Here is a 22,990-nt window from a genome sequence, read left to right as displayed (position 1 = left end):
CTCTGCCTCGGGAACAAGCTGTTCACTTTTGGCGGTGTCTTGGGCGCCCGGGTGGCGTTGCCACTCCTCGCCATAGCCCTGCTATGACTCGTTGCGGCGCCTTGACCGAACACCCAAGCCACTGGCCAAAAGAGAACGTAACAGGCGTGAAGCTATTTGTCAGGCAGCGCTAAGCCTGACGCGCGCGTAAAAGGTACCAATAAGTCCACCATTTGCGCCAGGTTCTGGGAGATCAAGCAAGTATAAGTGGGGCATGTAATATTTTCCATTGTACATGATTTTTTTATTGGATGCCGCGGCCACCATGTCGAGCGCAGAGTCTCCCCATATGTCGTCGTATAAATTTCCAGGAAGGTCTAAAACGCATCGGTCTGATGCGTCCATGATGGTGTTGTCTTGGTTTCTATCATCCACTTGTTTCAATAGATGCTCATCCACGTTGTCTTTTTCGCCTACGATTTCAATCGATTCGATGTACAACGAGGACCCATTTTTGATTGTCTTGTACTTAAGCTCTTTAGGAAGAATACTCAAGGTTGGTTTTTCGCTCCTGAATATTCGTAGGGAGCTAGAGTTCTCTACCGCTTTGGCGACAGACCATGCCAAACGGGGGTGGACAGTGAAAATTTCGCCCTGAAAATTAAATTTCATTGTAAACCTCCTTGGTTGTTGGTTCCTGCGCATCCTATTTACCAAGTGGGGCAGCGAGTGACAACTAGTAGTTTTGCTAGGTGTGGTTCAGGTGCGTTCTCTGATATAGCTGCGGAGAACGCTGCGTCGTTCCATTAACCGATGGAAAGCTCATCCGGGGAAAGAAAGGAGCGCATGCAGCACGGGTCAGACGGCCTGTCCTGAGTAAGGAGGAGAACCTATAGGGACCTGTTAGTTTTACTAGTATCCAAGCTGTGCTATCGGAGTGAACAATGAAATTGCTCCTATTCCCTACCCTCGGAGGAAACAAGCATGACTAACAAATCTGGCGCTATGGATAATGACAAGAACGTAAATTGGGAAATCGATAAAAACTTCCCTTTTAATTTGGTGGAGACAGAGCTCAGTACGCAAGATAACGGTTATTTTTTTAGGGTTGAAGTTCTGTTGAAGGAGGGTGAGATCGCATCAGTCACTACGATTCCTTCGGAGGATCAAAAGTTTGCGAATGTTCAGCCTTGGGGGCATTCGTGGGGGATTTACAGGTTTTATAAATTTGGCAGTGCCAGAACTATTAATAATCCATCGCGCCACGTTCCGGGGCCGTTGAGTATTAAAAAAGATGTACTCACGTTAAGTTATCATATCTGGGCTCAGCAGAATGACGATACTAAGAAGTTTGATCATCCGATGAATATGGTGATCATTGATCGTGGCTATGCGAACATGATTGAATCTTTGACGAAAGACAAAATAGAGGACGTTATGGCTGACCCGGATCATCCAGCACACAAAGAGCTTTCTACGCAGTCCGGGCGATACAATCTTAGGGCTGAGGCGTACACTGGGAGGGATGATGAATATATGTGGATGATGATGCGCTTCGTCTTCTCGGGAAGCACGGCCAGTTTAAAAGTGGTCAAAAAAAAACGACCGAGCGTTGATGGGGCGTCTGCCTGAATGGATGAATGATAGATGGGTTCAATTGTGCACGAAAAGTCTTGAGGGAAAAGCAGCCGAGCAAGCGGAGCCTGCTGGAGTACATGAGCCTTGTGAGGCTGTTTTCAACGCAGCATGAATGATTCTCGTACAGATCCGATGAGTCGCCAGGGCCGCGATCAAGCTAAACGAGAATCGGCAAGCAATGACGACTGACACGCTTCAATGGCTCCGCCGACACAACACATGGGAGCATCGTAGGATACGTTAGGCTCTGTACGAAAAGCCTTGATACTCGTTCATACTGCGTTGAAAACAGCCTCGGAATATTCAAGGACTTCAGTACACTGCGCTTGCTCGGCTGTGTTCGCCTTGCCTGACCTTCGTCTCAAGACTTTCCATACAGCGCCTAAGTGTCGCGCTGCCGAGCCAAGCGCTTGCAGTACTACCGACTAGCCTGTTCACACGCGGTTTTCAGCAATAGTTGCGCCACCATGAAATCGATGAACACCCGCAACTTCGGCGGCATCTGCCCGCCCGAGGGCCACAGCAGATAAAAACTGCCGCGCCGCTCCATGAACCCGTCGAGCACGCTCACCAGCCTGCCGGCGGCCAGCTCGTTATGCACGCTGAAGTCCGGCAGGCAGGTGATGCCGCGATCATTGAGGGCAAAGCAGATACGCGTCTCGACATGGTTGCAGACCATGGCGATGGGAATGGCGTAGTCCTGCTCGGGGTGCTCCCGGCGCAGTGGCCAGACTTCCAGCTTGCCGGTGCTGGGGAAGCGATAGTGCAGGCAGCGGTGCTCGGCCAGATCGCGCGGGTGCTGCGGTGTGCCGTGTGCGCCCAGGTAGGCCGGGGAGGCGACCAGGCGGTGCTGGAAGTGCCCGAGAAACTTGGCGTTGAGGCGCGAATCCAGCGGCTGGCCACCGCGCATCACCACATCGAAGCCTTCGCCGACGATATCCACCATGCGGTCGCTGAAGTCCAGGTCCAGCTCGATGTCCGGGTAGCGCGCCATGAACTCGGCCAGCGCCGGCATCACCAGCCCAGTCACCTGCGGCAGGCTGACCCGCAAGCGTCCGCGCGGGGTGCTGCTGGCCTGGGACAACGCCTGCTCGGTGGCTTCGATCTCGGCCAGGATGCGCTGGCTACGCTCGAGAAACAACGCGCCTTCGGCGGTCAGGGTGATGCTGCGGGTGCTGCGGTGGAACAGGCGCACCCCTAGGCGTTGTTCCAGGCGCGCGACGCGCTTGCCCACCGCCGAGGCGCTGATGCCCAGGGATTGGCCAGCGGCGACGAAACTGCCGGCTTCGGCGATTCGGTTGAACACCACGAAGCCGCTGAGGCTGTCCATGTTGCGCTCCTATTACGGACATTTTTGTCCGATATGAACGGCATTCTAACCGTCTTTTTCCGTAATGCCTCGTTATCACAAGATAGCGGTCTTGATCGACAGTTGGAGGCATCCATGCATACACCTTCCCCCGCGGCATGCGCCGCCGAAAGCGCCCCGGCGACGCGGCTGCCCTTGAGTGGGCTGTTGGCCCTGGCCCTGACCGGCTTCATCGCCATCCTCAGCGAGACCCTGCCGGCCGGCCTGCTCGACCAGATCGCCACGGGCATGCGCATCAGCCAGGCCATGGCCGGGCAGTGGGTGACCGCCTACGCGCTGGGCTCGTTGCTGACGGCGATTCCACTGGTGACCTTGACCCAAGGCTGGTTTCGGCGCCGGGCCCTGTTGCTGGCCATCGGTGGTTTCGTGCTGTTCAACGGGCTGACCGCTGCTTCAACGGATAACACCCTGACCTTGCTGCTGCGTTTCCTGACCGGGGCCGCTGCCGGGTTGGCCTGGGGCCTGATCGCCGGCCATGCCCGGCGCATGGTGGCACCGGCGCAACAGGGCAAGGCCATGGCAGTGGCGATGCTGGGGCAGCCCATTGCGTTGTCGCTGGGGTTGCCGATCGGCACCTGGCTGGGGGCCTTGCTGGGCTGGCGCGCCACTTTCGTGGTGGTGACGCTGGCGGCATTGTTGCTGGTGGGCTGGGTGCTGCGGGCGGTGCCGGACTTCCCCGGCCAGGTGGCGGGCAGGCGCCCGGCGGCGCTGGGGGTATTGCGTACCCTTGGGGTGGCGCGGGTGCTGCTGGTGATCCTGGCGTGGATCCTGGGGCACAACATTCTCTATACCTATATCGTGCCGTTGTTGGCGGCGCTGGGCATGGCGGGCGAGGTTGGCCAGGTGCTGATGACCTTCGGCCTGGCATCGTTGGCTGGCATCGCGCTGGTTGGCCTGGGCGTGGACCGTCACCTGCGCGGGCTGGTACTGGCATGCCTGGCTGGCTTTGCCCTGGCCATCCTGGCGTTGGGGCAGGTGCAGGGCTCGGCATGGCTGGTGCATGCCAGCGTGGCGTTGTGGGGATTGACCTATGGTGGCGCGCCGACCTTGTTGCAGACCGCCTGTGCCGACGCGGCGGGCGAGGGCGGCGATGTGGCGCAGTCGATGCTGGTGACGGTGTGGAACAGCGCGATCGCCCTGGGCGGGATCATCGGCGGTTTGTTGTTGACCGGGGCCGGGGTGGCGTCCTTTGGCGCGGTGGTGCTGGGGTTGGTCGCCGTGGCCGGGTGGCTGGTGTTCGCTGGGCGTCGCGCGGGGTTCGCCAGTGGCGCTCGCCGGGGATGATGCGCGAGTGGGTTCGCCAGCAAGGCTGGCTCCCGCGGACTGGGAGGGCAATGCTGTAGGAGCCGGCTTGCCGGCACGGTAGAATCGCCATTTGCGCTCCAGCTTTGCGAGGTTCACGCGGTGCAGTTGCAACGGGGCTTTGTCCTCACCCGTCATTGGCATGACACGCCCGAAGGCACTAGCGTGGAGTTCTGGCTGGCCACCGACCAGGGGCCTAGGCGGTTACGCCTGGCGCCCCAGCCTTCGGTGGCGTTCATTCCCGCCGCACAGGCCGATCATGCCCGGGCGCTGCTGGCCAACGAGCCGGGCGTAGAACTCAAGCCCCTGCACCTGCGTGATTTCGACCAGCGTCCGGTGCTCGGCCTCTACTGCCGTCAGCATCGTCAGCTGATGACCCTCGAGAAGCGCCTGCGTGGCGCCGGCATCGAGGTGCTAGAGGCCGATATCCGTCCGCCCGAGCGTTACCTGATGGAGCGCTTCATTACCGCCCCGGTGCGTTTTGCTGGCCATCCCGATGCACAAGGCACGCTATGCAACGCCCAGCTCAAGCCCGACCCCGACTACCGCCCGCCACTGCGCATGGTGTCGCTGGATATCGAGACCAGCGAGCGTGGCGAGCTTTACAGCATCGCCCTGCAAGGCTGCGGACAGCGCACGGTGTATATGCTCGGCGCGGCCGAGGGTGAGCACCCCGCGCTGGACTTCGAACTGCACTACTGCGCCGATCGCGTGGCCATGATCGACAGCCTCAACCGTTGGCTGGCCCTGCACGACCCGGATGCGATCATTGGCTGGAACCTGGTGCAGTTCGACCTGCGTCTGCTTTTCGAACATACCCGCCAGCTCGAGGTACCCCTGTGCCTGGGCCGCGATGGCGCGCCGCTGCACCTGCGTGAGCATGGCAGTCGCAATCACTTTTTCGCCGAAGCGCCCGGGCGCTTGCTGATCGACGGTATCGAGGCGTTGCGCTCGGCCACCTGGAGCTTTCCCTCCTTCAGCCTGGAAAGCGTCGCCCAGCAGTTGCTCGGCGAAGGCAAGGCGATCGACACCCCGTACGCGCGCATGGAGGAAATCAACCGGATGTTCGCCGAGGACAAGCCGGCGTTGGCCCGCTACAACCTCAAGGACTGCGAACTGGTCACGCGGATCTTCGCCCATGCCCGGTTGCTCGACTTCCTTCTCGAGCGCGCGTCGGTCACGGGCCTGGCCGTGGACCGCAGCGGCGGTTCGGTGGCCGCGTTCTGCCACCTGTACATGCCGCATATGCACCGCCTGGGCTATGTCGCCCCCAACCTTGGCAGCCGCCCCGAACAGACCAGCCCCGGCGGTTTCGTGATGGATTCGCGCCCAGGGCTCTACGATTCGGTACTGGTGCTCGATTACAAGAGCCTGTATCCGTCGATCATCCGTACATTTCTCATCGACCCAGTGGGGTTGGTCGAGGGGCTGCGCCAGCCGGATAACGGGCACTCGGTGGAAGGCTTTCTGGGCGCCCGATTTTCTCGCGGCAGCCATTGCCTACCGGCCATCGTCGAGCGGGTATGGCAGGGCCGGGAGGCCGCCAAACGGGCAGGTAACGCGCCGTTGTCGCAGGCGTTGAAGATCATCATGAACGCTTTCTACGGGGTGCTGGGTTCCAGCGGTTGTCGCTTCTTCGATCCGCGCTTGGCGTCCTCGATTACCCTGCGAGGCCATCAGATCATGCGCCAGACGCGCCTGTTGATCGAGGCCCGGGGCTACGATGTGATCTATGGCGACACCGACTCCACCTTCGTCTGGCTCAAGCACGCCCACAATGAGGCTGCGGCGGCAGACATCGGCCAGGCGTTGGTGGCAGAGGTCAACCTGTGGTGGCGGCAGCATCTGCAGGTATCGATGGGGTTGGAGAGTACCCTGGAGTTGCAGTACGAGACCCACTACCGACGCTTCCTGATGCCGACCATTCGCGGTGCCGATGAGGGCAGCAAGAAGCGTTATGCAGGCCTGGTGCAGTGCGACGATGGCAGCGAGCAGATGGTCTACAAGGGCCTGGAGTCGGTACGCACCGACTGGTCGCCGCTGGCCAGGCAATTCCAGCAGGCGCTGTACGGACGGATCTTTCGTGGCCAGCCCTACCGTGATTACGTGCGCCAGTACGTGCTGAGCACCTTGGCCGGTGAACAGGATGAACTGCTGGTCTACCGCAAGCGCCTGCGCCGCCCGTTGGCCGACTACCAGCGCAACGTACCGCCGCACGTGCGTGCCGCCCGCCTGGCGGATGACTACAACCGCCATCTGGGTAGGCCACTGCAGTACCAGCGAGGAGGCTGGATTCACTATGTCATGACCACGGCCGGCCCCGAGCCGCTCGAGAACCGCCAGGCCCCCATCGATTACGAACACTACCTGAGCCGCCAGCTACAGCCGGTGGCCGACGCCATCCTGCCCTTCGTCGGCGACGACTTCGCGACCCTGACCGCTGCCCAGCTGATGCTGTTCTGAATCTCACCTCGCGCCGCGAAACGACCCTGTCAGGTTCAAGTCGCGTGCCAATCATCAACACCTGGAACGGGCTGATTGCGCGCATGAGTCAACTATCTAGCACCGTTGGAGCAGACCCGTTGCCTACCCTGGCGCCTTTGTCACTTGAAGGGAGCGGAACATGGCTAGCGAATCCAACGAAGAAACGGCAGAGGCGGTTGATGCCCTGGCATTGGTGCAACGCTTTCAAGACCGGATGATTGCCAACCGCTTGCCAGACTGGGTGGGCAAGGTCGCCCCTGGTGACTACGGCTTGTTGAACGAAGCGTTGCGCATGGGGCTTGTTTGTCGACAGCGCCTGGCGCGGGTATGGGCACAGGTAGAGCCCATCGACCAATTTGCCACGACGCGCTTGCAGCAAGCGCTGGCGGCCCAGCTTGGCCTGTCGGTCGATGTGAGCCAGCTGTATTACCGTCAGTGGTACGACTACCAGTCACCGAGCGTCAGCTACTTCACCACCCGGCTGCCGATCCGTGAGTCCGACTACTACGACCTGCCATTGCTGGCGGCCGCGCTGGGCAACTTTACCGATGAGCAGACCCGCGCCTCAGGTCAACGTCGTGGCAATGCAGTGGTCGACGTCGCGGGCAGAGTGCTGACGCAACCGAGCGCGCCAGCCTTCGCCAAGTTTTGCCAGTGAACTGGACCTCGGTGGGCAATATCAGCGCCACCTGGACAGTCTGTTGGACGGGCCAGGTGATGCCGCGAACGGCGGGCAGACATTCAAGGCCTTGCTGGCCGATCTGCAGCGCGCCGGGATGCTGGTGGACGCTTTCCGGGCCCGCGCCGAAGGGCAACTCGACAGTGCCGAGCTGGAATCCGTGATAACGCTCTATCTTAACGGCGAACCCGGCCGGCTGGACGGCGCACCAGTGGTCGCCAAGCAGTTGCAGGCGTTCGGCTGCGACCTCCAGCAGATCGTCGTGCTGGATGTCGTCGATGAAGGGATCGTCCGCGATACCAGCAAGCGGGTCTTGGTGTATATCCCGGGTGATCCGAACGGCGCCTGGAGCGTCGCCCCGGATCTCGAGACCTTCGCCAGGCGGGGCCTGGGCAAGCGCCTGCGTGATGCTGATTACCGCCGCTTCTTCAGCCGTTTCGTGCTGCAGCGCGACTGTGGCCGGTTCTTTGCCGCCGTGCTCGACCAGGTGGGCGATGTCGCCGACTGGGCGACCCGGGAGCTGGACCAGCATATGAAAGCCTACCCGCTGCCGTTGTTCGAACACCTGGGGGCTCGGCGCATCGCGCAGATCAAGGATGACGCATCGGTTATCGCGATGCCGGTGGCAAAACTCGATCGGGCAGTTCAGATCGAGCATGAAAAGTTTCTGGAAAAACTCGGCTGGACGGTCGTTGGGTTGGTCGGCCTGTTCATCCCGGCCGTGGGCGCGATGATGCTGGCGGTGATGGCCTGGGACCTGCTCAAGGAGGTGTTCCAGTCGGTAGAGGATTGGCGCGAAGGCGATACCAACGCTGCGCTGGATCATCTGGTCAATGTCGGCAAGGATGTCGCGGTACTGGCGACGACTGCGGCGGGTGTCAAAGTCGCGCAGACCGCATGGCAACGCTCCGTGGCGGTCGATAGCATGGTCCCTGCGGTACTCAAGGACGGCAGCAGCAAACTGTGGAACCAGGATCTGGCACCCTATACTGTCGCGCGGCCTCCCGCTGCCGCTGTCGTGGACGCCCAGGGCGTCCATCGGCTTGGCGAGCAGTCCTGGATAGAAATGGAAGGGCACTACTTTCGGGTATTCGAAGAAGGTGAGGGGTATTGGTATCTGGATACCTACCGCGACCATGCGCCGCTGCTTGAACACAATGGTGCGGGAGCTTGGCGCCTGTGGTCAGAGCGACCTGCCGAGTGGCGTGGGACCCAGCGGATGTTCCGGCGTTTGGGCGGTGCATTCGGCGAGCTCGACGATGTGCAGATCGAGCGTGTGCTAATGGCCCATGGTGTGGACGCCGACCACCTGCGAGGGCTGCATGTGTATGCGAGGGCGCCGGACGCCGAACTGGTCGACACGGTGAGTCGTGTCAGGTTGGCCAACCGGCTGCGAGGGCTGGTAGAGCAGTTGCGCAGTGGTGTAGAGGTGCAGGATCAGGATTTGCTGGAGAGCGTCGCTGCACGTCTGGATGTCCCGGGCGACCCGGGCGCGGCATTGGCCGAGTCGATCTGGACACAACGGCGATCGCTGCTGCAGGCCCTGTACGATGAGCAGAATGTCGTCGAAGGCGATGTCGCGCTACTGTGCCGGGACTTCACCAGCTTGCACCGGCTGTCTGCGCTGCGGTTGCTCGAAGAGGCCAGCGCAGCGGAGCGTGAGGCGTTGCATGCCTCTGGACGGGTACCGTTGAGCCTGGCTTCACGAGCCAGGGTGAGGGTCCGGCGTATCCAGGTCGCGCGTATGGCCGAGGGGCTGTTTATCGATACTCCACAGACCTTTGCCTTTGCCCGGGTCGTGTTGAGGTTGCTGGATACCTTGCACGGCGCGCCGGCAGGACGCCGATGGTCCCTGGTCGACGGAGACGGGCAGGTGCCGACGTACGACTCGGGCGGTACGGGGCCGAGGATGACCCTGACCCATCAGGAGGGGGTGTTCGTGCTGGACGGCGGGCAAGGCATCGAGCCTTCCGCCCCTGGCGAGCTGTTCGAGGTATTGGCTGATGCCTACAGTGCGCCGCAGCTCGCCGCCATGGGCGTCACTGAGCCCATGGCGGCCAATCTACGCCTGGCGTTGGCCAGGCAAATGGCCGGTCGGCGGGTCGAGCTGGCGCAATGGCTCGGACCGGATCCGGCGGGGAACGGCGGCTGCCCATGCGCCTGGAAGATGGCAGGGTCGGCTATCCACTGTGTGGCGGGCGGCGCCGTTTGCCCTACAACGCACCCAGGTCCCTGATCGCGCGGTTGCAACACTTGTATCCCGCCTACAGCGACGATCGGCTCGAGCAGTGGCTGGACAGCCCTGAAGTGGCGCGCGACGCCAACGGTGTACTGGATGACCTGGAGGGCGAATATGAGGCGTTGCGTCAGGCCTTGAGACAATGGCGGCGCAATGGTATCGCTACCCTGGAGTGGGGCGCCCGGGGACACGTCAAGCGTGCGCTGGTCGACTGCTGGCGCTTCACTCTACCGGCGCTCGATGCCCAGGCACGTGAACAAGGCGTGCTGTTTGCCTTGGAAGATCTGGGTATTCGAAGTTTGCCGCGGCTTCCCGCCTCGGTGAAATTCCCCCACATCAACGCTCTGATCCTGCGTGGATTGAAGATAGACAAGGTTCCAGGCGAGTTCTTGCTCGCCTTCCCTAATATGGACACCCTGGAAATCACCAATTGCAAGCTCAACCAACTGACGTTGCCACAGCCATTGCGCAGCGCCTTGCGGGTGCTCGACCTGACTGACAACCGCCTGGCGCTACACCGCGAACATGCCGAGATGCTGGCTGAATGCGGCGAATTGCGTTACCTGAACCTGTCGCGCAATCCGCTGGGCATGTCGTTTTCGCTCAGGGGCATGCCGCACCTGAGTAGCTTACTGTTGCGCAAGACGCAGCTGAGAAATTTTCCGATCGGTGTGCTCGACTGCCCCAGGCTCAACCATCTGGACATGAGTGACAACAGTTTGCTGCGCCTGCCGGAGGGCCTGGCGGCCTCGCGCCTTTGGCGTGAAGGGCGTGTGCGCCTGGTTAATGCCAACGTCGCACTGCCGGCGACCCTGCCCAGGGCCTGGTACGAACCGGAAAACAGTCCTGTCCCGGTGCGCTTGCGTTGGCAGGACCATATCCGGCCGAAGTTTCGCAAGGACTTGGCCAACCTGTGGCGGGCACTCGAGGCCAAGCCTGGCTCGGAAAGCTTCTTCCGCTTGCTGGCCCGGCTGAGCCGCTCTGCCGATTTCGGATCGGACAGCACCGCCAGTTTCCTGGCCTCGAGGCTGCTCGACCTGTGCGAAGTGTTGGCCGAAGAGGGTAACGAGGCGTTGAGAGATGAACTGTTCGCCGCCGCGGAGACCGAGAACTGCGCCGACAATGCGACGTTGTGTTTCAGCAACCTTGAAGTTCGGGTACGCGTCTGGGATGCGCAGCAGCAAGATTTGGCCTACGACACCGAACCCGCTTTGCTCAGGCTCGGTGGCCAACTGTGGCGTCTCGATGCCCTGGATGCGTTTGCCCTGCGACATGCCGCCGAGCTGCCCAATCGAGGGGCCGAGGCGGTCGAGGTCGTTTTGGCCTTTCGCCAGGCGCTGATCGATGACCTTGACCTGCCGCTTAACCGCAGCGCGATGCTGTATGAACGCATCGCCGATGTCGCGGATGGCGACGTGGTGCGTGCCAAGATGCATGTCAAGGACAGGCAGACGTCCTCAACCCTTGCGCTGTCGATGGTCCAAAGACGTTTCTGGGTTGAGTTCATGGAGCGAATGTATCCCTCCAAACTCAAGGTGCCGAAGTCATTTCGCAATCGACTGGCGGCGCTCGAAGCGGCCCAAGCCTCAGAACAGGCGTACCAGGCTCTGCAGGCTGAGGTCGAGCGTTGGACGCTCGAGAAACGTCTGGAAATCACCCTCGATGGCTTGGCGCGTGCGACCTGGGGGTGGAAGGTGCAGGTCAAGTTCGAATAATACATGCATGCCGGCACGAGGGGCCATGAGGCAGCCGCCTTGGGCTATGCTCAGGGCAGGCTTGGCCGGTTGCGGTAATGGCCGGTTACGCTTCTCGGGGCCCCCTGTGAGGTCAGCTGGTTTAGGCTGCCGTGCCGGATCTTTCTCCCTGATCCGTAGTCTTTGGTTTATCGAGAACATAAGGAGATACGCATGCTCGTTCGGTCACTGACCCTCGCCACCCTGCTCGTCGTCGCCGGTCCGTTGTGCGCCGCCGACAGCGATGCGCCGCTGGCCAAGGAACTGGGCAAGGCCAGGCCTTTGGTGGTCATTGCCCCTAGTACGGCCGATCCGACGTTGCGCGGCCTGAACCAGGCGTTGCAGGACCCGGCCACCAAGGCCGGCTTCACCGAACGCAACCTGGTGCTGTTCAGCGTTGCCAACATGATGGGCAAGCGCGAGGACAAGAACCTCGAGCAGCAGGCCACCATGGCTCTGATTCGCGAGCTCAAACTGGGCGCGAGCAAGGGCACCAAGGTGATTCTGGTGGGCAAGGATGGTGAGCGGCATGTCCTCAAGGACGATGACAGTGGCGAGAAACTCGATCCGCAGGTGATCTTCAAAGCCGTCGACGAGCTGCCGGCCAGCGAGAAGGCCGTAAGTGCGCCAGAGCCGGTAGCCGCGACCCCGGAGGCGAAGCCTAAGGAAAGCAAACCTGCCAAGCCCGCCAAGCCGGCCGCGCCGCCTAAACCGTTGGACGACTGAAGGCGCTGCCACGGCCCCTTGCATCAGCACGGGGCCGTTTCTTGTATCACTCTGTATCTGCTTGCCGAAACGACCCACTCTCATACAAAACCATGCTCTGGGCGATACACCGACGACACACCGCTGCGGCCAAATGGCTCCACTTTCCAACCAAGTGGAGCAACACCATGAAAACGCGCAATACGCTCGGCCTGCTCGGCGCCACCCTGATCGGTGGCATGGTCCTTGGCAACACGGCCTTTGCCGTGGAACCACTGTCCCAGGGCTACCAGTTGGCCGCTGCCAAGACCGCCGGCGAAGGCAAGTGTGGTGAGGGCAAATGCGGCGCCAGCGGCAAGGCCACGCAAGGCGAAGGCAAGTGCGGCGAGGGTAAGTGTGGCGCCAGTGCCAAGGCCGGCGCCGAGGGCAAGTGCGGTGAAGGCAAATGCGGTGACGCCTCGTTCGCCCGTACCGACAGCAACCACGATGGCAAGGTTTCTCGCGAGGAGTTCCTCGCCGTGGCCAAGGACCGCGCCGCCGACTTCGAGAAGATCGACCACAATCACGATGGCTTCATCTCCGAACAGGAAGCCCATGACCACCTGGCCGGGATCTTCAAGGCCAATGGCAAGGCCATGCCTGATGGGCTGTTCAGCCACCTGAGCGACAAGTCCTGACGCCTTCGCCGTAGGCGCCGCCCGGCGAGCACCAATGCAGCCGGTGCCATGCACCGTGCTGCCTGGTTCGCCAGCATGGCGGCTCTTACACCAGCAAGACCTTGCGAGAGACCTGGCAATGACTCATCCCACCCCCTTGTACACCGGGCTCGGCCTGCGCCGGGGCTTGCTGCCCGAACTGCTGAGCATGGACAGCGCTGACCTGGACTTTCTCGAGTGTGCCCCGGAAAACTGGATCGGCGTCGGCGGCACCTTTGGCCAAGGCCTGGAACGCCTGGCTGAACGCTTTGCCATTTCCTGCCACGGCCTGTCGTTATCCCTGGGCGGGATACAGCCGCTGGACACAGTGTTGCTCGGTCGTACCCGGCAGTTCCTGGAGCGTCACCAGGTACGCCTGTACAGCGAACACCTGAGTTACTGCAGCGACGATGGCCATCTCTACGACCTGTTGCCGATCCCGTTCACCGAAGAAGCCGTGCACCATGTGGCCGCTCGCATTCGCCAGGCCCAGGATGTGCTCGGGCGACGTATCGCGGTCGAGAATATCAGCTACTACGCCGCGCCCTACCAGGCCATGGATGAGCTCGATTTCATCCGCGCCGTGCTCGCGGAGGCCGACTGCGATCTGCTGCTGGACATCAACAACGTCTTCGTCAATGCCTGCAATCACCGCTACGACGCCCAGGCTTTCCTCGACGGCATCCCACGGGAGCGGGTGGTGGGCATGCACGTCGCTGGCCACTACGACGAAGCCGAGGATCTCAAGGTCGACACCCATGGCGCGCCGGTCAAGGAGGCTGTCTGGGGCCTGTTCGCCAGTGCCTGCCAGCGCTTCGGCGCACAGCCAACGGTGCTCGAGCGTGACTTCAACTATCCGCCGTTGGCCGAACTGCTGGCCGAGACCGCGCGCATCCGTGCGCTGCAACTGACCCATGGAGGGCGCTGACATGCCCGCGACCTTAGGTGCGCAACAGTTCACCTTGGCCCGTCATCTGCGTGATCCGGCCGTCAATCCCGCGCCGCCGGGCATCGAGGCCCGACGCTTGAAAATCTACCGCGCGCTGTTCTATGGCGCCATCGAAGGCCTGCTGGCGGGCAGCTTCCCGGTGCTGCGCGCGACCCTCGGCGAGGGGCGTTGGCATGCCCGGGTCGCTGACTTCTACGCCCATTACCGCAGCCAGACGCCGCTGTTCACGGAAGTCGCCGCAACGTTCATCGACTACCTGCAAACGATCGAGCTTGATGCCCCTTGGCAGCTTGAACTGGCGCACTACGAGTGGATCGAGGCGCAGTTGTTCCTGAGTGATGCAGAGGATCCCCGCCATGACCCTGCCGGGGATCTGCTCGAAGGGGAGCCACTGTTGTCCTGCGTGGCTCGGGTGTTGGCTTATCGCTGGCCGGTGGAGCGGATCGGGCCGGATTACCAACCTGATGAGGTGCCCGCAACCTGCACCTTGTTGCTGGTGTATCGGGATGCTGACTTGCAGGTACGTTTCGCGCGCCTGGCGCCGATGGCTTGGCAACTGCTGGCAGGCTTGCCCGGCAGCGGTCGCGAGCGCTTGCAGGCGCTGGGTAATGACGAGGTGCAGCGCCAGGGGCTGATGCTGCTGGAGCGACTGCGCGAACAGGGCATCATCGTTGGCACCGCGTCAGCCAAGTGACGCTGTAGAGGCCGGCTGGCGGCGAACAGCCGCACAGGTGAAACCTACGCTCGGCCAGCACTTGCCTGCGTCTGGGCCTTTTGCGCCGGCTTCAATCGCGACACGCCGAACAGCACCAGCGTCAGGCCCAGCACCTGGTACAGCGATATCGCCTCGCTGAGAATCGCCCACGAAGCCAGCACCGTCAGCACCGGCCCCAAGTTGCCCACCGCCGCGGTGTGGGTCGGCCCCATGCGCTGGATCGCCAGGGCCACCCAGTAGATCGGCAGCACCGTCGAGAACAGCGCCATCAAGGCAGCATTGAGCCACACCGCGCGTGGCAGTTGCAGCAGGGGTGCAACATCCGCCACCAGCAGGTAGTGGGCCAGCACCATCAGCGACGATGCCGTACCGCACAGCCCGGCCAGGCGCATCGAGCCCATGCGCTTGAGCATCATGCCGGTGCCGGCGTAGTACAACGCGTAGGTGACCGCGCTGGCGAACACCCACAACGAACCGACCAGTACCTGGCTACCGCCGCTGGCGCTGCCGATGTCATGCACGAAGGCGATCCCCAGCCCCAGGTAGCACAGGCCCATGGCCGCCAAGGTGCGCAGGGTCGGGCGTTCCCGCTGGAGCACGGCCTGGATCACCAGCACCAGGGTGGGGTAGGTGAACAGGATCAGCCGCTCCAGGCCGGCACTGATGTATTGCAAACCGTAGAAGTCGAACAGGCTCGCCAGGTAGTAGCCGAACAGCCCGAGCAAGGCCACGCGCAGGCCGTCACCCAGGGTCAGGACGGCGACGCCCTGGCTACGGCTGGACCATACCAGCCAGGCGAACAAAGGCAGGGCCAGGGCCATGCGCAGGGCCAGCAGGGCGATGGCATCCACCGGGCCGGCGGTATAGGCGAGCTTGACGAAGATGGCCTTGAAGCTGAAACCCAGGGCTGCCAGCACGGCATACAGGCTGCCGTTGGCGAGGGCGCGGTGGAACGGGGCGGGCAGGTGGGTCATGGTAAGTCCGTAACAAAATGAGTCCCGGGTTATTCTGAACAGAAGGATGGCGGGCTAGAATCGCTTTTTCTCGAACGTACCCTTCTGTTTTGGAGAAGGCATCATGCATTTCGACCTGGCGGACCTGCGCCTGCTCGCCGCCATCGCCGCCACCGGCAGCCTGAGCAAGGCGGCGGCGAGCTTCCCGGTGGCGGTTTCGGCCGCCAGTAGCCGGCTGCGGCAGTTCGAGGCCCGTAGCGGCCTGGTGTTGTTCATGCGCAAGGCCGATGGCATGCAGTTGACCCCCGCCGGCCGCCTGGTGCTGGAGTCGGCCCGTGGCGTACTGGGCGAGGCGCAGAAACTGCACGATACGCTCAAGGAGCTGGCCGGGCAGCGGCGTATCGACCTGCACCTGGCGGTGTCTACGGTGACCAACAGCACCTTGTTGCCCGCGGTGCTCGGGCCGTTCCTGGCCGACTACCCGCAAGTCGACCTGCAACTGGTCGAGCACAAGAGTGTCGATGTGCTGCGGGCCGTGCTGGCTGGCGATTGCGAGATTGGCGTGTATGACGGCAACCTGGTCAACGATGGCGTGGTGTCGTTGCCGTTTCGCACCGAGCGTCTGGTACTGCTGGTGCCCAGCGAGCATGCTCTGGCCGGCCGTGGCCAACTGCGCTTGGCCGATGCCCTGGGCTTCGCCTTCGTCTGCCTACCCGCCGAGCGGGCCATGCAGCGTTTCGTCGAGGAGTTGGCGATGAGCCTGGCCATGCCGCTGAAGGTGCGCGTACGGGCGCCAAGCTTCGAGGCCATCGCCCAGTTGGTGGCCCAGCACGCGGGCATCGCCATGCTCCCGGAGACCGCGGCGATCCGCGCCGAGCAGGAACTGGCCGTGCGCCGGGTGGCGCTGGAGGAGCGCTGGGCGACCCTGGAGCTGCGTATCTGCTTCCGTGGCTGGGAGCGGCTGAGCAGCCACGGACGACAGTTGGTGAGTTTCCTGTCGGGGCAGTGATGCAGACGAGCCCGCAACGGATGGATGGCCAGCACGGCTGAACTACTTGTTGTTGATGCATTGCGCCAGTACCGCGTAGCGCACGGTGCGCAAGGTGCCCTGGCTATCTTCGAAGGTCATCAGCCGCGGCACCACCTCGCAGGTGCGCGGGTCGCCCGATTGACGCACGAAGCGGGCGACGTCGAGTTTCATGCCGTAGCGATAGTCGACGATGTCCGGCATCGGCTTGCCGCGGCGCTCGGCGTAGGCGGCAACAGCCTGCTGGTGATCGGCGATCAGTTGTTCGTTGCGTTGCTCGGAGAAACCGGTGGCCTGGGCTGAAAGCGACAGGGTGAGCAGCGCGGCAATCAGGGTCGGTCGTAACATGGAGTGAGTCTGCGCCAGTGGGTTCGCAGTCCACGCTAGCGATGACCGGCCAACAGGGGCATGACGCTGGGGTTACAGATCTGAAAGGTCGCCTTCGGGTAGGAGCCAGCCTGTCTTCAGGCCTACCCGCAAATGACGCGATTGTAATGTCGCCATCACCTTCCCGTTAGCCGCCAGCGGCGAGCATCAGCCTCGGCCGACCGTGAGCTCCTTTGGTTGCCGGTGAATGGTTTGGCGCCTCGTACGAGGCGCCTTTTTTGCTGGGCGTCAGCTCTTTTCCTTCGGCTGGATCACGATCGCCAGCGCGTCCGGCTCGGGGCCGGCTTTCCAGCGGGCCTTTTCGCTCCAGTTGGCGGTATCGATCACCGCTACTTCGTCGCCACCGCTGATCGCCACGTAGACCCGCTTGCCGTCCGGCGATACCACCGCGCCGATCGGCAGCGCTTGCTCGCCTAACTGCGTGCGCCGGTACTCGGCGCCTTCGCGGGCCAGGCCGATACGCTTGATCTCTTTCTTGGCGAGCACATCGATCACTGCCAGTTCCGCCGACTTGGCGCAAGTGACCAGGGCGTACTTGCCGTCCGGCGTCATGGCGATGCGGATCGGAAACACGCCGGTGCGAATGCGGTCGGTGACCTCCAGGCGCTGGGTGTCGACGATCGCCACATCATCGCCGGCGCGGTTGCTGACCCACACCTGGGTGCCGGTGGGGGTTACCGCCACGCCTTCGCTGCCCTGGCCGGTGGGGATCTCGGCGATCTTCTTCTTGTGCAGCAGGTCGACCACCGACAGGCTGCCGCCGTCGACATGGGTGACATAGGCGCGGTCGGCGCCGGGTGACAGCGCGACCATGTGCGGCTTGCCGCCGCCGACATCGATACGGTCGAGCACCTTGCCCTGGGCCAGGTCGACGATCAGCAGGCGCTCGCTGTCCTCGGTGGTGACTACCACCCGCTGGCTGTCGGGCAGGAAGCGGATGCCGTGGGGGCGCGAATCCTGGCCCAGGTCGATGGTGCGCACCACGGTGCGGCTGGGCCAGTCGATCACGCTCAGGCTGTTGTTGGCGCTGCCTTGCGCGCCGTAGTTGCCGACTGCCGCCAGCAGGCCGTTGCCGCTGACCACCACTTCGTGGGGGCCGCTGCCGACCGGCAGGCGGAGCAGTTCCTGGCCGTTGCGGGTGTCCAGGGCCGAGACGCTGGCATCGGCCTTGTTGCCGACCAGCAGGATGTCGTCGGCGCTGGCCAGTGGCGCGCCGGCCAGCAGGGCGCTGGCCAGGGCCAGCGGGAGCAGGGCTTTGCGATGAGGGTAGGGCATGTCCAGTCTCCTTTGGGTTGCGGTCCTTGTTGCATGCTCAAAGGCTGTGACCGGTGCAGCGCGCCGAGAGTTTCCTCGCAGGCGATCACCCAGCCTTGCGGGCTGGGCAGGCACACAGAGACGCGAACGTGGCAGCGGGCTTGTTCCGCGATATCGGTTCAGCGACTAGCGCATCGCCGGGTTCGCCGGCAGGGGGCCGGCGATGCGCAGCCAGATTGCCGAAGCGTCGTCGCTCATCTTGAAGCGTGGGTAGCGCAGGCAGGCATCATCCAGGTTCTCGATTGCGCGCAATGTATTGCCCAGATCGGCAAGCCCATGGCTGTGCAGGCGCCTGATGAAAGCTGTGGGGTCACAGACCTGATAAGTGTCGAACAGCGCGGCGAAGCCGTCGCTCATCAACACCACATCGTCCCCAGGAGCTGCTGGCGCACGCGAGTAAAGCGTGCCTGCCGCGGACTGCGCCGCATCGACCCCCAGCACTGTCCGGGCACGCTCGCGGGAGGCGCGGCGATCGAGCACCACGGCCTCGCTGCGTATGCCGTGAGCACCGGTGCCGGGGCCCAGCGCGGCGGCTTCGGCACCCTCGGCCTGGTGGTCGGGATCGGGGGTCAGAAAGTGCACACCGCCAGCGCTGCGATGCAGGACCACGCAATCGGCAAGATGCGCGCAGACCAGTTGGTTGCCCTCCAGCGCCACGGCGGCGAAAGCCGCGCGTGGCAATTCCCAGGGGGCCACGGGTTCGCGTTGGCGATCGCGTTGGTAGGCCTGGGCGATCTGCTCGAAGACGCTGGTGCAGATGTCCCGCAAGCTCCCCGACGCCCCGGCAAAGGCCCGCTGCGCGGTGCTCGACAGCCAGGTCGCGCCGCCACGAGCCCCGAGCAGGCCGGGCTCGCCAAGGTCGGTGGCGCCATCGATCACCCAGGCGTGGCGATCGGCGCAGCCGACGCGGTCGTCGTTGGGGACGTCGGGTTTGCCGGCTAGGCTCAGGGTCTGGATCAGGTCGAAATGCATCGTTTGGCTCCTTGCAAGGTTCGGGCAGTACCCTGACCTTGAGGGTTGTCGCATCCGCCGTCAAACCGCGCAACTGGAAAAACTATCAGGGGCCTGGTGCAAGGTCTTGGCCATTTCGGTTGTGGCCGCCCAGCCCAGCGCGGCATACACCGCGCTTGTCGAAGGCAATGGCCTTGGCGGTGGAACCGCTATGACGGGGTGCGTGCTTGGGAGGCGCAATGGGCGAAAATCCTCCCATCAGGCAAACCCACTGGGTGCCCCGGCTTTGGGTCAGCCTCCCCAGTATCTTCGATCACTCCATACTAACCAACTGATTTAAAAGCCATTTATTCATGGCATAACGCTTGCTTGCACCCTGCGCAGAAGCTCTTTCTCCTGTGGAGGTGCAGCATGTTCATCCCCCTCGAACTGTCCAACCCCGGCGTGTCGGCATGAACCGCAAGCTACGCCCGGTGTACCTGGGCCTGCTGCTGGGCAGTGCGCTGATCGGCCTGGGGGTCGCCTACGAAAAGCTCTGGTGCGACCCCCGCGAGCTGTTGCAGGAGGCCGCCGATCCCCAGGCCCTGCATCGGCTCAGCCGCGACGGGGTGACAGTCGAGTTCGAGGCGCGGTCCCTGAGCGGCAGCGAACTGCGTGAGGGCGACTTCGCCAGCATCCGCTTCAAGGTCAGCGACCAGGCCAGCGGCCAGCCGCTGTCGGGCATGGCCCCCGGTGCCTGGCTGGACCCGGCGCAAGCGGCCCCGGTCGGTGATCGCGACAGCAGTTGCAAGGCACGGGTGGCGCTATTCCTCAAAAGCAGCATCGGCGCCAGACCCTTGCTCGACCTCAACAGCTACTTCCTGCTGGTGCTGAACAAGGACGCCAGCCTCACGGTGATCGACCCCACGGTTTCGGTGGGCGGGGTCACCAGCACCCTGGCGCGCATCGACCTGCCCGGCCGGCCCATGGACTGGGTGGCCACCGGCGATGACAAGCAGGTGTTCGTGTCCATGCCCGAACGCAACCAGGTGGCGTTGGTCGACACCGAAACCTTCACCCGCGTGGCCACCCTGGAGGCCGGCGAACAGCCGCTGCGGGTGGCCCTGCAACCTGACCAGCGCCTGCTGTGGGTGGGCAACAACAGCAGCGACCCGGCCAAGGGCGGGGTGACGGTGATCGATGTGCCCAGCCGCACCACGCTCAAATCGTTCGCCACCGGCTCCGGCCACCACGAGATCGCCTTCAGCGCCGACTCACGGTATGCCTTCGTCAGCAATCGCGATGCTGGCACCTTGAGCGTGATCGACATCGCCCAGATGCGCCTGGTGAAGACCCTCGAGGTCGGTCGCCAGCCGTTGGCGGTGGCGTATTCGACGCTGTCCCAGGCGGTATATGTGGTCGATGGCGAGGAGGGCATGGTGTGGGTGATCGATGCCCGCAGCCACCAGCTGCGCCACAAGGTCAAGGCCGAGCAGGGCCTGGGGCCGATGCGCTTCAGCCGCGACGGACGCTATGGTGTGGTGCTCAACACCCTGGAGAATCAGGCCCTGGTGATCGATGCCAGCAACGACCAGTTGATCCACCGCATCGCGGTGGCCGCCGAGCCCTACCAGCTGACCTTCACCAAGGGCTATGCCTACGTGCGCGGCCTGGCCTCGGCGAAAGTCAGCATGATCAACCTGGCCAGCCTCGGCCAGGGCCGTGAGCCTATCGTCCAGGGCTTCGAGGCCGGGCCCGCGGCGCCGCGCCAGGCCGGTGACCTGCCGCTGGCCCAGGGCGTGAGCGTGTCGCGCGACGACAACGCGGTGTTCGTGGTCAACCCGGTGGACAACACCACTTATTTCTACGCCGAAGGCATGAACGCGCCGATGTCCGGCTACAACAACCGCGGCCACCAGGCCCGCGCGGCCATCGTCATCGACCGCAGCCTGCGCGAGCTGGCGCCGGGGGTGTATGGCTCGACGGTGAAATTGCCGGCCGCCGGTACCTTCGATGTGGCGTTCCTGCTCAACCAGCCGCAGATCATCCATTGCTTCAGCACCGAGGTGGCGGCGTTGCCGCAGTCCAGCCTGCACAAACGTGCTCATGCCGAGTTCATCGGTGCCGACCAACTGGCGCGCCAGCACAGCCCGTACCTGGCCCGAGTACGCATCCTCGGTGAGGACGGCCAGCCGCGCACCGGCTTGAGCGACCTGACCCTGCGCTACTTCCTCGCGCCCTCGTCGCTGCCGCGCAACGTGCAGTTGGTGGACATGGGCGAGGGGGTCTACCAGGCCGCGCTTGAGCTGGCCGAGGCCGGCGCCTGGTACCTGCACGTGCAGTCGCCCAGCCTTGGCCGCGCCTTCGCCGAAGAGAACTACACCAGCCTGCGCGTGCTGCCGGCCACGGCGCCACCCACCGCTTCCCAAGGGAAACCCAGGAGCCTGCGATGAATCGACCCACCGCCACCACCCTGCTGGGCTTGAGCCTTTTGCTGGCCAGCCCGTTGGCCCTGGCCCATGCCGGCCATGAGCACGGCGCCAAGCCCGCCGAGCCGCCCGCCGTGCGCCAGGAAAAGGCCAGCGTGCGCTTCGCCGATGTGTCGCTGCTTGACCAGGACGGTATGCCGGTGCGCCTGGAACAGGACCTGGTCGGCGACCACCTGGTGGTCATGGGCTTCATCTACACCAGTTGCACCACGGTGTGTCCGGTGGTGTCGTCGATCATGAGCAAGGTCCAGCAGCAGCTCGGTGGTCGGGTGGGGGAGGAGATCCGCCTGGTGTCTATCAGCGTCGACCCGCAGCGCGACGATGCCAAGCGCCTGGCCGGGTATGCACGGGCCTTCCAGCACGGGCCGGGCTGGAGCTGGTTGACCGGTTCGCCCTACGCCATCAGCGAAACCCTCAAGGGGCTGGGCAGTTTCAGTGCCAACCTCAGCGAGCACCCGCCGCTGATCCTGGTCGGTGACGGGCGCAGTGGCCATTGGACACGTTTTTACGGCTTCACCGACCCCAACGTGCTGGTCACCGAGATCAACCGCCTCGGCGCCCGCCGGGTGCATGCCAAGAGCACGGCCATCGCCGGTCAGGAGGCACAACCATGAGTAGTCACACTTCACGCATGCGCAGCCTCGACTGGCTGGTGCTGGCGGCCTGCCTGTGGATCTTCACCTCGATGGCCCTGGCCCATGAGGGCCACGCCCCGACCGCGCAACCGGCGCCGCAGCCGATGGTCAGCGGCGGCGGTACCCGCGATGCGCAGGCCTGGTTCACCGATACCGTGCTCATGGACCAGAACGGCCGCACGCTGCGCTTCTACAGCGATGTGCTCAAGGACAAGGTGGTGATGCTCAATGTGATCTTCACCCACTGCAACGATGCCTGCCCGCTGATTACCCGCAAGCTGCGCGAGGTGCGCCAGGCCATGACGCCAGCGCTGGCGGCGCAGGTGACCTTCGTCTCGGTGAGCAGCGATCCGCTCAACGACAGCCCCGAGGTGCTCAAGGCCTTTGCCGGCCAGCAGGGGGTGGATGGGCCGAACTGGCTGTTCCTCACCGGCGACAAGGCCAGCGTTGACCTGGTGCTCGGGCGGTTGGGACAGTTCCTGCCCAGCCCGGAACAGCATTCGACGCAGTTGATCGCCGGGGATGTGGCGGGCAAGCGCTGGAGCAAGATCCGCCCCGACGCGCCGCCTGCGGCCATTGCCCAGCGCCTGCAATTGCTGGCCCAACCCCTGGCCGGACGATAGCAGCCATGGCCCGGTCGCTGTGGGAACACATTGTCGAGCGCTGGCGCAAGGCCTGTAGGAGCGGCCTTGCGTCGCGAAAGGGCTGCGAAGCAGCCCCGGCGATTCATGTGTCTGTGCTGACATCCTGGAGACGCTGCGCGTCCTA

Annotated in this window: 20 protein-coding genes; 14 read left to right on the top strand and 6 right to left on the bottom strand. The window is 63.5% G+C overall.

Going from position 1 to position 22,990, the window contains the following annotated elements; genetic code table 11:
• Window positions 1-159: 159 nt before the first annotated feature.
• Complete coding sequence (locus ACODS5_RS20165) at window positions 160-651, bottom strand: hypothetical protein (RefSeq protein ID WP_489109494.1); 492 nt, start codon at window positions 649-651, stop codon at window positions 160-162.
• 312 nt (window positions 652-963) lie between these two features.
• Here ACODS5_RS20165 and ACODS5_RS20160 point away from each other — a divergent pair, with 312 nt between their 5' ends.
• The gene (locus tag ACODS5_RS20160) at window positions 964-1,611 is read left to right on the top strand and encodes a hypothetical protein (protein ID WP_489109493.1); all 648 of its coding nucleotides are present in this window, start codon (window positions 964-966) and stop codon (window positions 1,609-1,611) included.
• A gap of 424 nt (window positions 1,612-2,035) precedes the next feature.
• Here the strand turns inward: ACODS5_RS20160 and ACODS5_RS20155 are convergent, their stop codons facing one another.
• Complete coding sequence (locus ACODS5_RS20155; protein WP_134692953.1) at window positions 2,036-2,947, bottom strand: LysR substrate-binding domain-containing protein; 912 nt, start codon at window positions 2,945-2,947, stop codon at window positions 2,036-2,038.
• Window positions 2,948-3,061: 114 nt separating this feature from the next.
• Between ACODS5_RS20155 and ACODS5_RS20150 the strand changes: the two genes are divergently transcribed.
• From ACODS5_RS20150 to ACODS5_RS20110, 9 genes are all read left to right on the top strand, one after another.
• Entirely contained in the window at window positions 3,062-4,270 is a 1,209-nt protein-coding gene (locus ACODS5_RS20150) for an MFS transporter (RefSeq protein WP_489109492.1), read from the top strand.
• Window positions 4,271-4,390: 120 nt separating this feature from the next.
• Entirely contained in the window at window positions 4,391-6,751 is a 2,361-nt protein-coding gene (locus ACODS5_RS20145) for a DNA polymerase II (RefSeq protein WP_489109491.1), read from the top strand.
• A gap of 160 nt (window positions 6,752-6,911) precedes the next feature.
• Window positions 6,912-7,430 carry a dermonecrotic toxin domain-containing protein gene (locus ACODS5_RS20140; protein ID WP_489109490.1) on the top strand — a complete coding sequence of 173 codons (519 nt, stop codon included), beginning with the start codon at window positions 6,912-6,914 and terminating at the stop codon, window positions 7,428-7,430.
• Between the two features lies 1 nt (window position 7,431).
• Window positions 7,432-9,687: a dermonecrotic toxin domain-containing protein gene (locus ACODS5_RS20135; protein WP_489109502.1), complete on the top strand. Its 2,256-nt coding sequence runs from the start codon at window positions 7,432-7,434 to the stop codon at window positions 9,685-9,687.
• A complete protein-coding gene (locus ACODS5_RS20130; RefSeq protein WP_489109489.1) occupies window positions 9,606-11,405 on the top strand; it encodes an NEL-type E3 ubiquitin ligase domain-containing protein in 1,800 nt (599 codons plus the stop codon). The genes ACODS5_RS20135 and ACODS5_RS20130 overlap by 82 nt, the downstream gene beginning before the upstream one ends.
• Window positions 11,406-11,597: 192 nt before the next feature.
• Window positions 11,598-12,149, top strand: a complete 552-nt coding sequence (locus ACODS5_RS20125) for a DUF4174 domain-containing protein (protein ID WP_489109488.1) — start codon at window positions 11,598-11,600, stop codon at window positions 12,147-12,149.
• Between the two features lie 167 nt (window positions 12,150-12,316).
• On the top strand, window positions 12,317-12,805 hold the full coding sequence (locus tag ACODS5_RS20120) for an HvfA family oxazolone/thioamide-modified RiPP metallophore (protein ID WP_489109487.1): 489 nt from the start codon (window positions 12,317-12,319) through the stop codon (window positions 12,803-12,805).
• 118 nt (window positions 12,806-12,923) lie between these two features.
• Window positions 12,924-13,751, top strand: a complete 828-nt coding sequence (locus tag ACODS5_RS20115) for an HvfB family MNIO-type RiPP peptide maturase (protein WP_489109486.1) — start codon at window positions 12,924-12,926, stop codon at window positions 13,749-13,751.
• Window position 13,752: 1 nt separating this feature from the next.
• A complete protein-coding gene (locus tag ACODS5_RS20110; RefSeq protein ID WP_134692960.1) occupies window positions 13,753-14,466 on the top strand; it encodes an HvfC family RiPP maturation protein in 714 nt (237 codons plus the stop codon).
• Window positions 14,467-14,510: 44 nt separating this feature from the next.
• Here the strand turns inward: ACODS5_RS20110 and ACODS5_RS20105 are convergent, their stop codons facing one another.
• The gene (locus ACODS5_RS20105; RefSeq protein WP_489109485.1) at window positions 14,511-15,461 is read right to left on the bottom strand and encodes a DMT family transporter; all 951 of its coding nucleotides are present in this window, start codon (window positions 15,459-15,461) and stop codon (window positions 14,511-14,513) included.
• A 103-nt stretch (window positions 15,462-15,564) separates the two neighbouring features.
• Here ACODS5_RS20105 and ACODS5_RS20100 point away from each other — a divergent pair, with 103 nt between their 5' ends.
• A complete protein-coding gene (locus ACODS5_RS20100; RefSeq protein ID WP_134692962.1) occupies window positions 15,565-16,449 on the top strand; it encodes a LysR substrate-binding domain-containing protein in 885 nt (294 codons plus the stop codon).
• 42 nt (window positions 16,450-16,491) lie between these two features.
• Here the strand turns inward: ACODS5_RS20100 and ACODS5_RS20095 are convergent, their stop codons facing one another.
• The 3 genes from ACODS5_RS20095 to ACODS5_RS20085 form a co-directional block, all read right to left on the bottom strand.
• The gene (locus ACODS5_RS20095; RefSeq protein WP_134692963.1) at window positions 16,492-16,815 is read right to left on the bottom strand and encodes a DUF2790 domain-containing protein; all 324 of its coding nucleotides are present in this window, start codon (window positions 16,813-16,815) and stop codon (window positions 16,492-16,494) included.
• Between the two features lie 267 nt (window positions 16,816-17,082).
• A complete protein-coding gene (locus ACODS5_RS20090; protein ID WP_489109484.1) occupies window positions 17,083-18,129 on the bottom strand; it encodes a YncE family protein in 1,047 nt (348 codons plus the stop codon).
• Window positions 18,130-18,294: 165 nt separating this feature from the next.
• Window positions 18,295-19,140, bottom strand: coding sequence for a protein phosphatase 2C domain-containing protein (locus ACODS5_RS20085; protein ID WP_134692965.1), 846 nt, complete (start codon window positions 19,138-19,140; stop codon window positions 18,295-18,297).
• Between the two features lie 431 nt (window positions 19,141-19,571).
• Here ACODS5_RS20085 and ACODS5_RS20080 point away from each other — a divergent pair, with 431 nt between their 5' ends.
• Genes ACODS5_RS20080 through ACODS5_RS20070 form a run of 3 tightly spaced genes read left to right on the top strand, consistent with a single transcriptional unit; the run spans window position 19,572 to window position 22,845 of the window.
• Window positions 19,572-21,551 (top strand): YncE family protein, encoded by a 1,980-nt coding sequence (locus ACODS5_RS20080; RefSeq protein WP_489109483.1) that lies wholly within the window; start codon window positions 19,572-19,574, stop codon window positions 21,549-21,551.
• A complete protein-coding gene (locus tag ACODS5_RS20075; RefSeq protein ID WP_489109482.1) occupies window positions 21,548-22,201 on the top strand; it encodes an SCO family protein in 654 nt (217 codons plus the stop codon). Before ACODS5_RS20080 ends, ACODS5_RS20075 begins: the two co-directional genes overlap by 4 nt.
• The gene (locus ACODS5_RS20070) at window positions 22,198-22,845 is read left to right on the top strand and encodes an SCO family protein (protein WP_489109481.1); all 648 of its coding nucleotides are present in this window, start codon (window positions 22,198-22,200) and stop codon (window positions 22,843-22,845) included. The genes ACODS5_RS20075 and ACODS5_RS20070 overlap by 4 nt, the downstream gene beginning before the upstream one ends.
• The last annotated feature ends 145 nt before the right edge of the window (window positions 22,846-22,990 follow it).

Source organism: Pseudomonas sp. FG47 (genome assembly GCF_057809115.1).
Note: the sequence above shows the minus strand (reverse complement) of the source record. Positions and strands in the feature narration are given on the sequence as shown.

Excerpts from the sequence above, each read along its gene's own strand:
- ACODS5_RS20080 (WP_489109483.1), top strand. The coding sequence starts at position 19,572 with ATGAACCGCAAGCTACGCCCGGTGTACCTGGGCCTGCTGCTGGGCAGT.
- ACODS5_RS20130 (WP_489109489.1), top strand. The coding sequence starts at position 9,606 with ATGCGCCTGGAAGATGGCAGGGTCGGCTATCCACTGTGTGGCGGGCGG.
- ACODS5_RS20075 (WP_489109482.1), top strand. The coding sequence starts at position 21,548 with ATGAATCGACCCACCGCCACCACCCTGCTGGGCTTGAGCCTTTTGCTG.
- ACODS5_RS20140 (WP_489109490.1), top strand. The coding sequence starts at position 6,912 with ATGGCTAGCGAATCCAACGAAGAAACGGCAGAGGCGGTTGATGCCCTG.
- ACODS5_RS20105 (WP_489109485.1), bottom strand. The coding sequence starts at position 15,461 with ATGACCCACCTGCCCGCCCCGTTCCACCGCGCCCTCGCCAACGGCAGC.
- ACODS5_RS20150 (WP_489109492.1), top strand. The coding sequence starts at position 3,062 with ATGCATACACCTTCCCCCGCGGCATGCGCCGCCGAAAGCGCCCCGGCG.
- ACODS5_RS20160 (WP_489109493.1), top strand. The coding sequence starts at position 964 with ATGACTAACAAATCTGGCGCTATGGATAATGACAAGAACGTAAATTGG.
- ACODS5_RS20070 (WP_489109481.1), top strand. The coding sequence starts at position 22,198 with ATGAGTAGTCACACTTCACGCATGCGCAGCCTCGACTGGCTGGTGCTG.
- ACODS5_RS20115 (WP_489109486.1), top strand. The coding sequence starts at position 12,924 with ATGACTCATCCCACCCCCTTGTACACCGGGCTCGGCCTGCGCCGGGGC.
- ACODS5_RS20095 (WP_134692963.1), bottom strand. The coding sequence starts at position 16,815 with ATGTTACGACCGACCCTGATTGCCGCGCTGCTCACCCTGTCGCTTTCA.
- ACODS5_RS20165 (WP_489109494.1), bottom strand. The coding sequence starts at position 651 with ATGAAATTTAATTTTCAGGGCGAAATTTTCACTGTCCACCCCCGTTTG.
- ACODS5_RS20090 (WP_489109484.1), bottom strand. The coding sequence starts at position 18,129 with ATGCCCTACCCTCATCGCAAAGCCCTGCTCCCGCTGGCCCTGGCCAGC.
- ACODS5_RS20100 (WP_134692962.1), top strand. The coding sequence starts at position 15,565 with ATGCATTTCGACCTGGCGGACCTGCGCCTGCTCGCCGCCATCGCCGCC.
- ACODS5_RS20085 (WP_134692965.1), bottom strand. The coding sequence starts at position 19,140 with ATGCATTTCGACCTGATCCAGACCCTGAGCCTAGCCGGCAAACCCGAC.
- ACODS5_RS20125 (WP_489109488.1), top strand. The coding sequence starts at position 11,598 with ATGCTCGTTCGGTCACTGACCCTCGCCACCCTGCTCGTCGTCGCCGGT.
- ACODS5_RS20110 (WP_134692960.1), top strand. The coding sequence starts at position 13,753 with ATGCCCGCGACCTTAGGTGCGCAACAGTTCACCTTGGCCCGTCATCTG.
- ACODS5_RS20155 (WP_134692953.1), bottom strand. The coding sequence starts at position 2,947 with ATGGACAGCCTCAGCGGCTTCGTGGTGTTCAACCGAATCGCCGAAGCC.
- ACODS5_RS20120 (WP_489109487.1), top strand. The coding sequence starts at position 12,317 with ATGAAAACGCGCAATACGCTCGGCCTGCTCGGCGCCACCCTGATCGGT.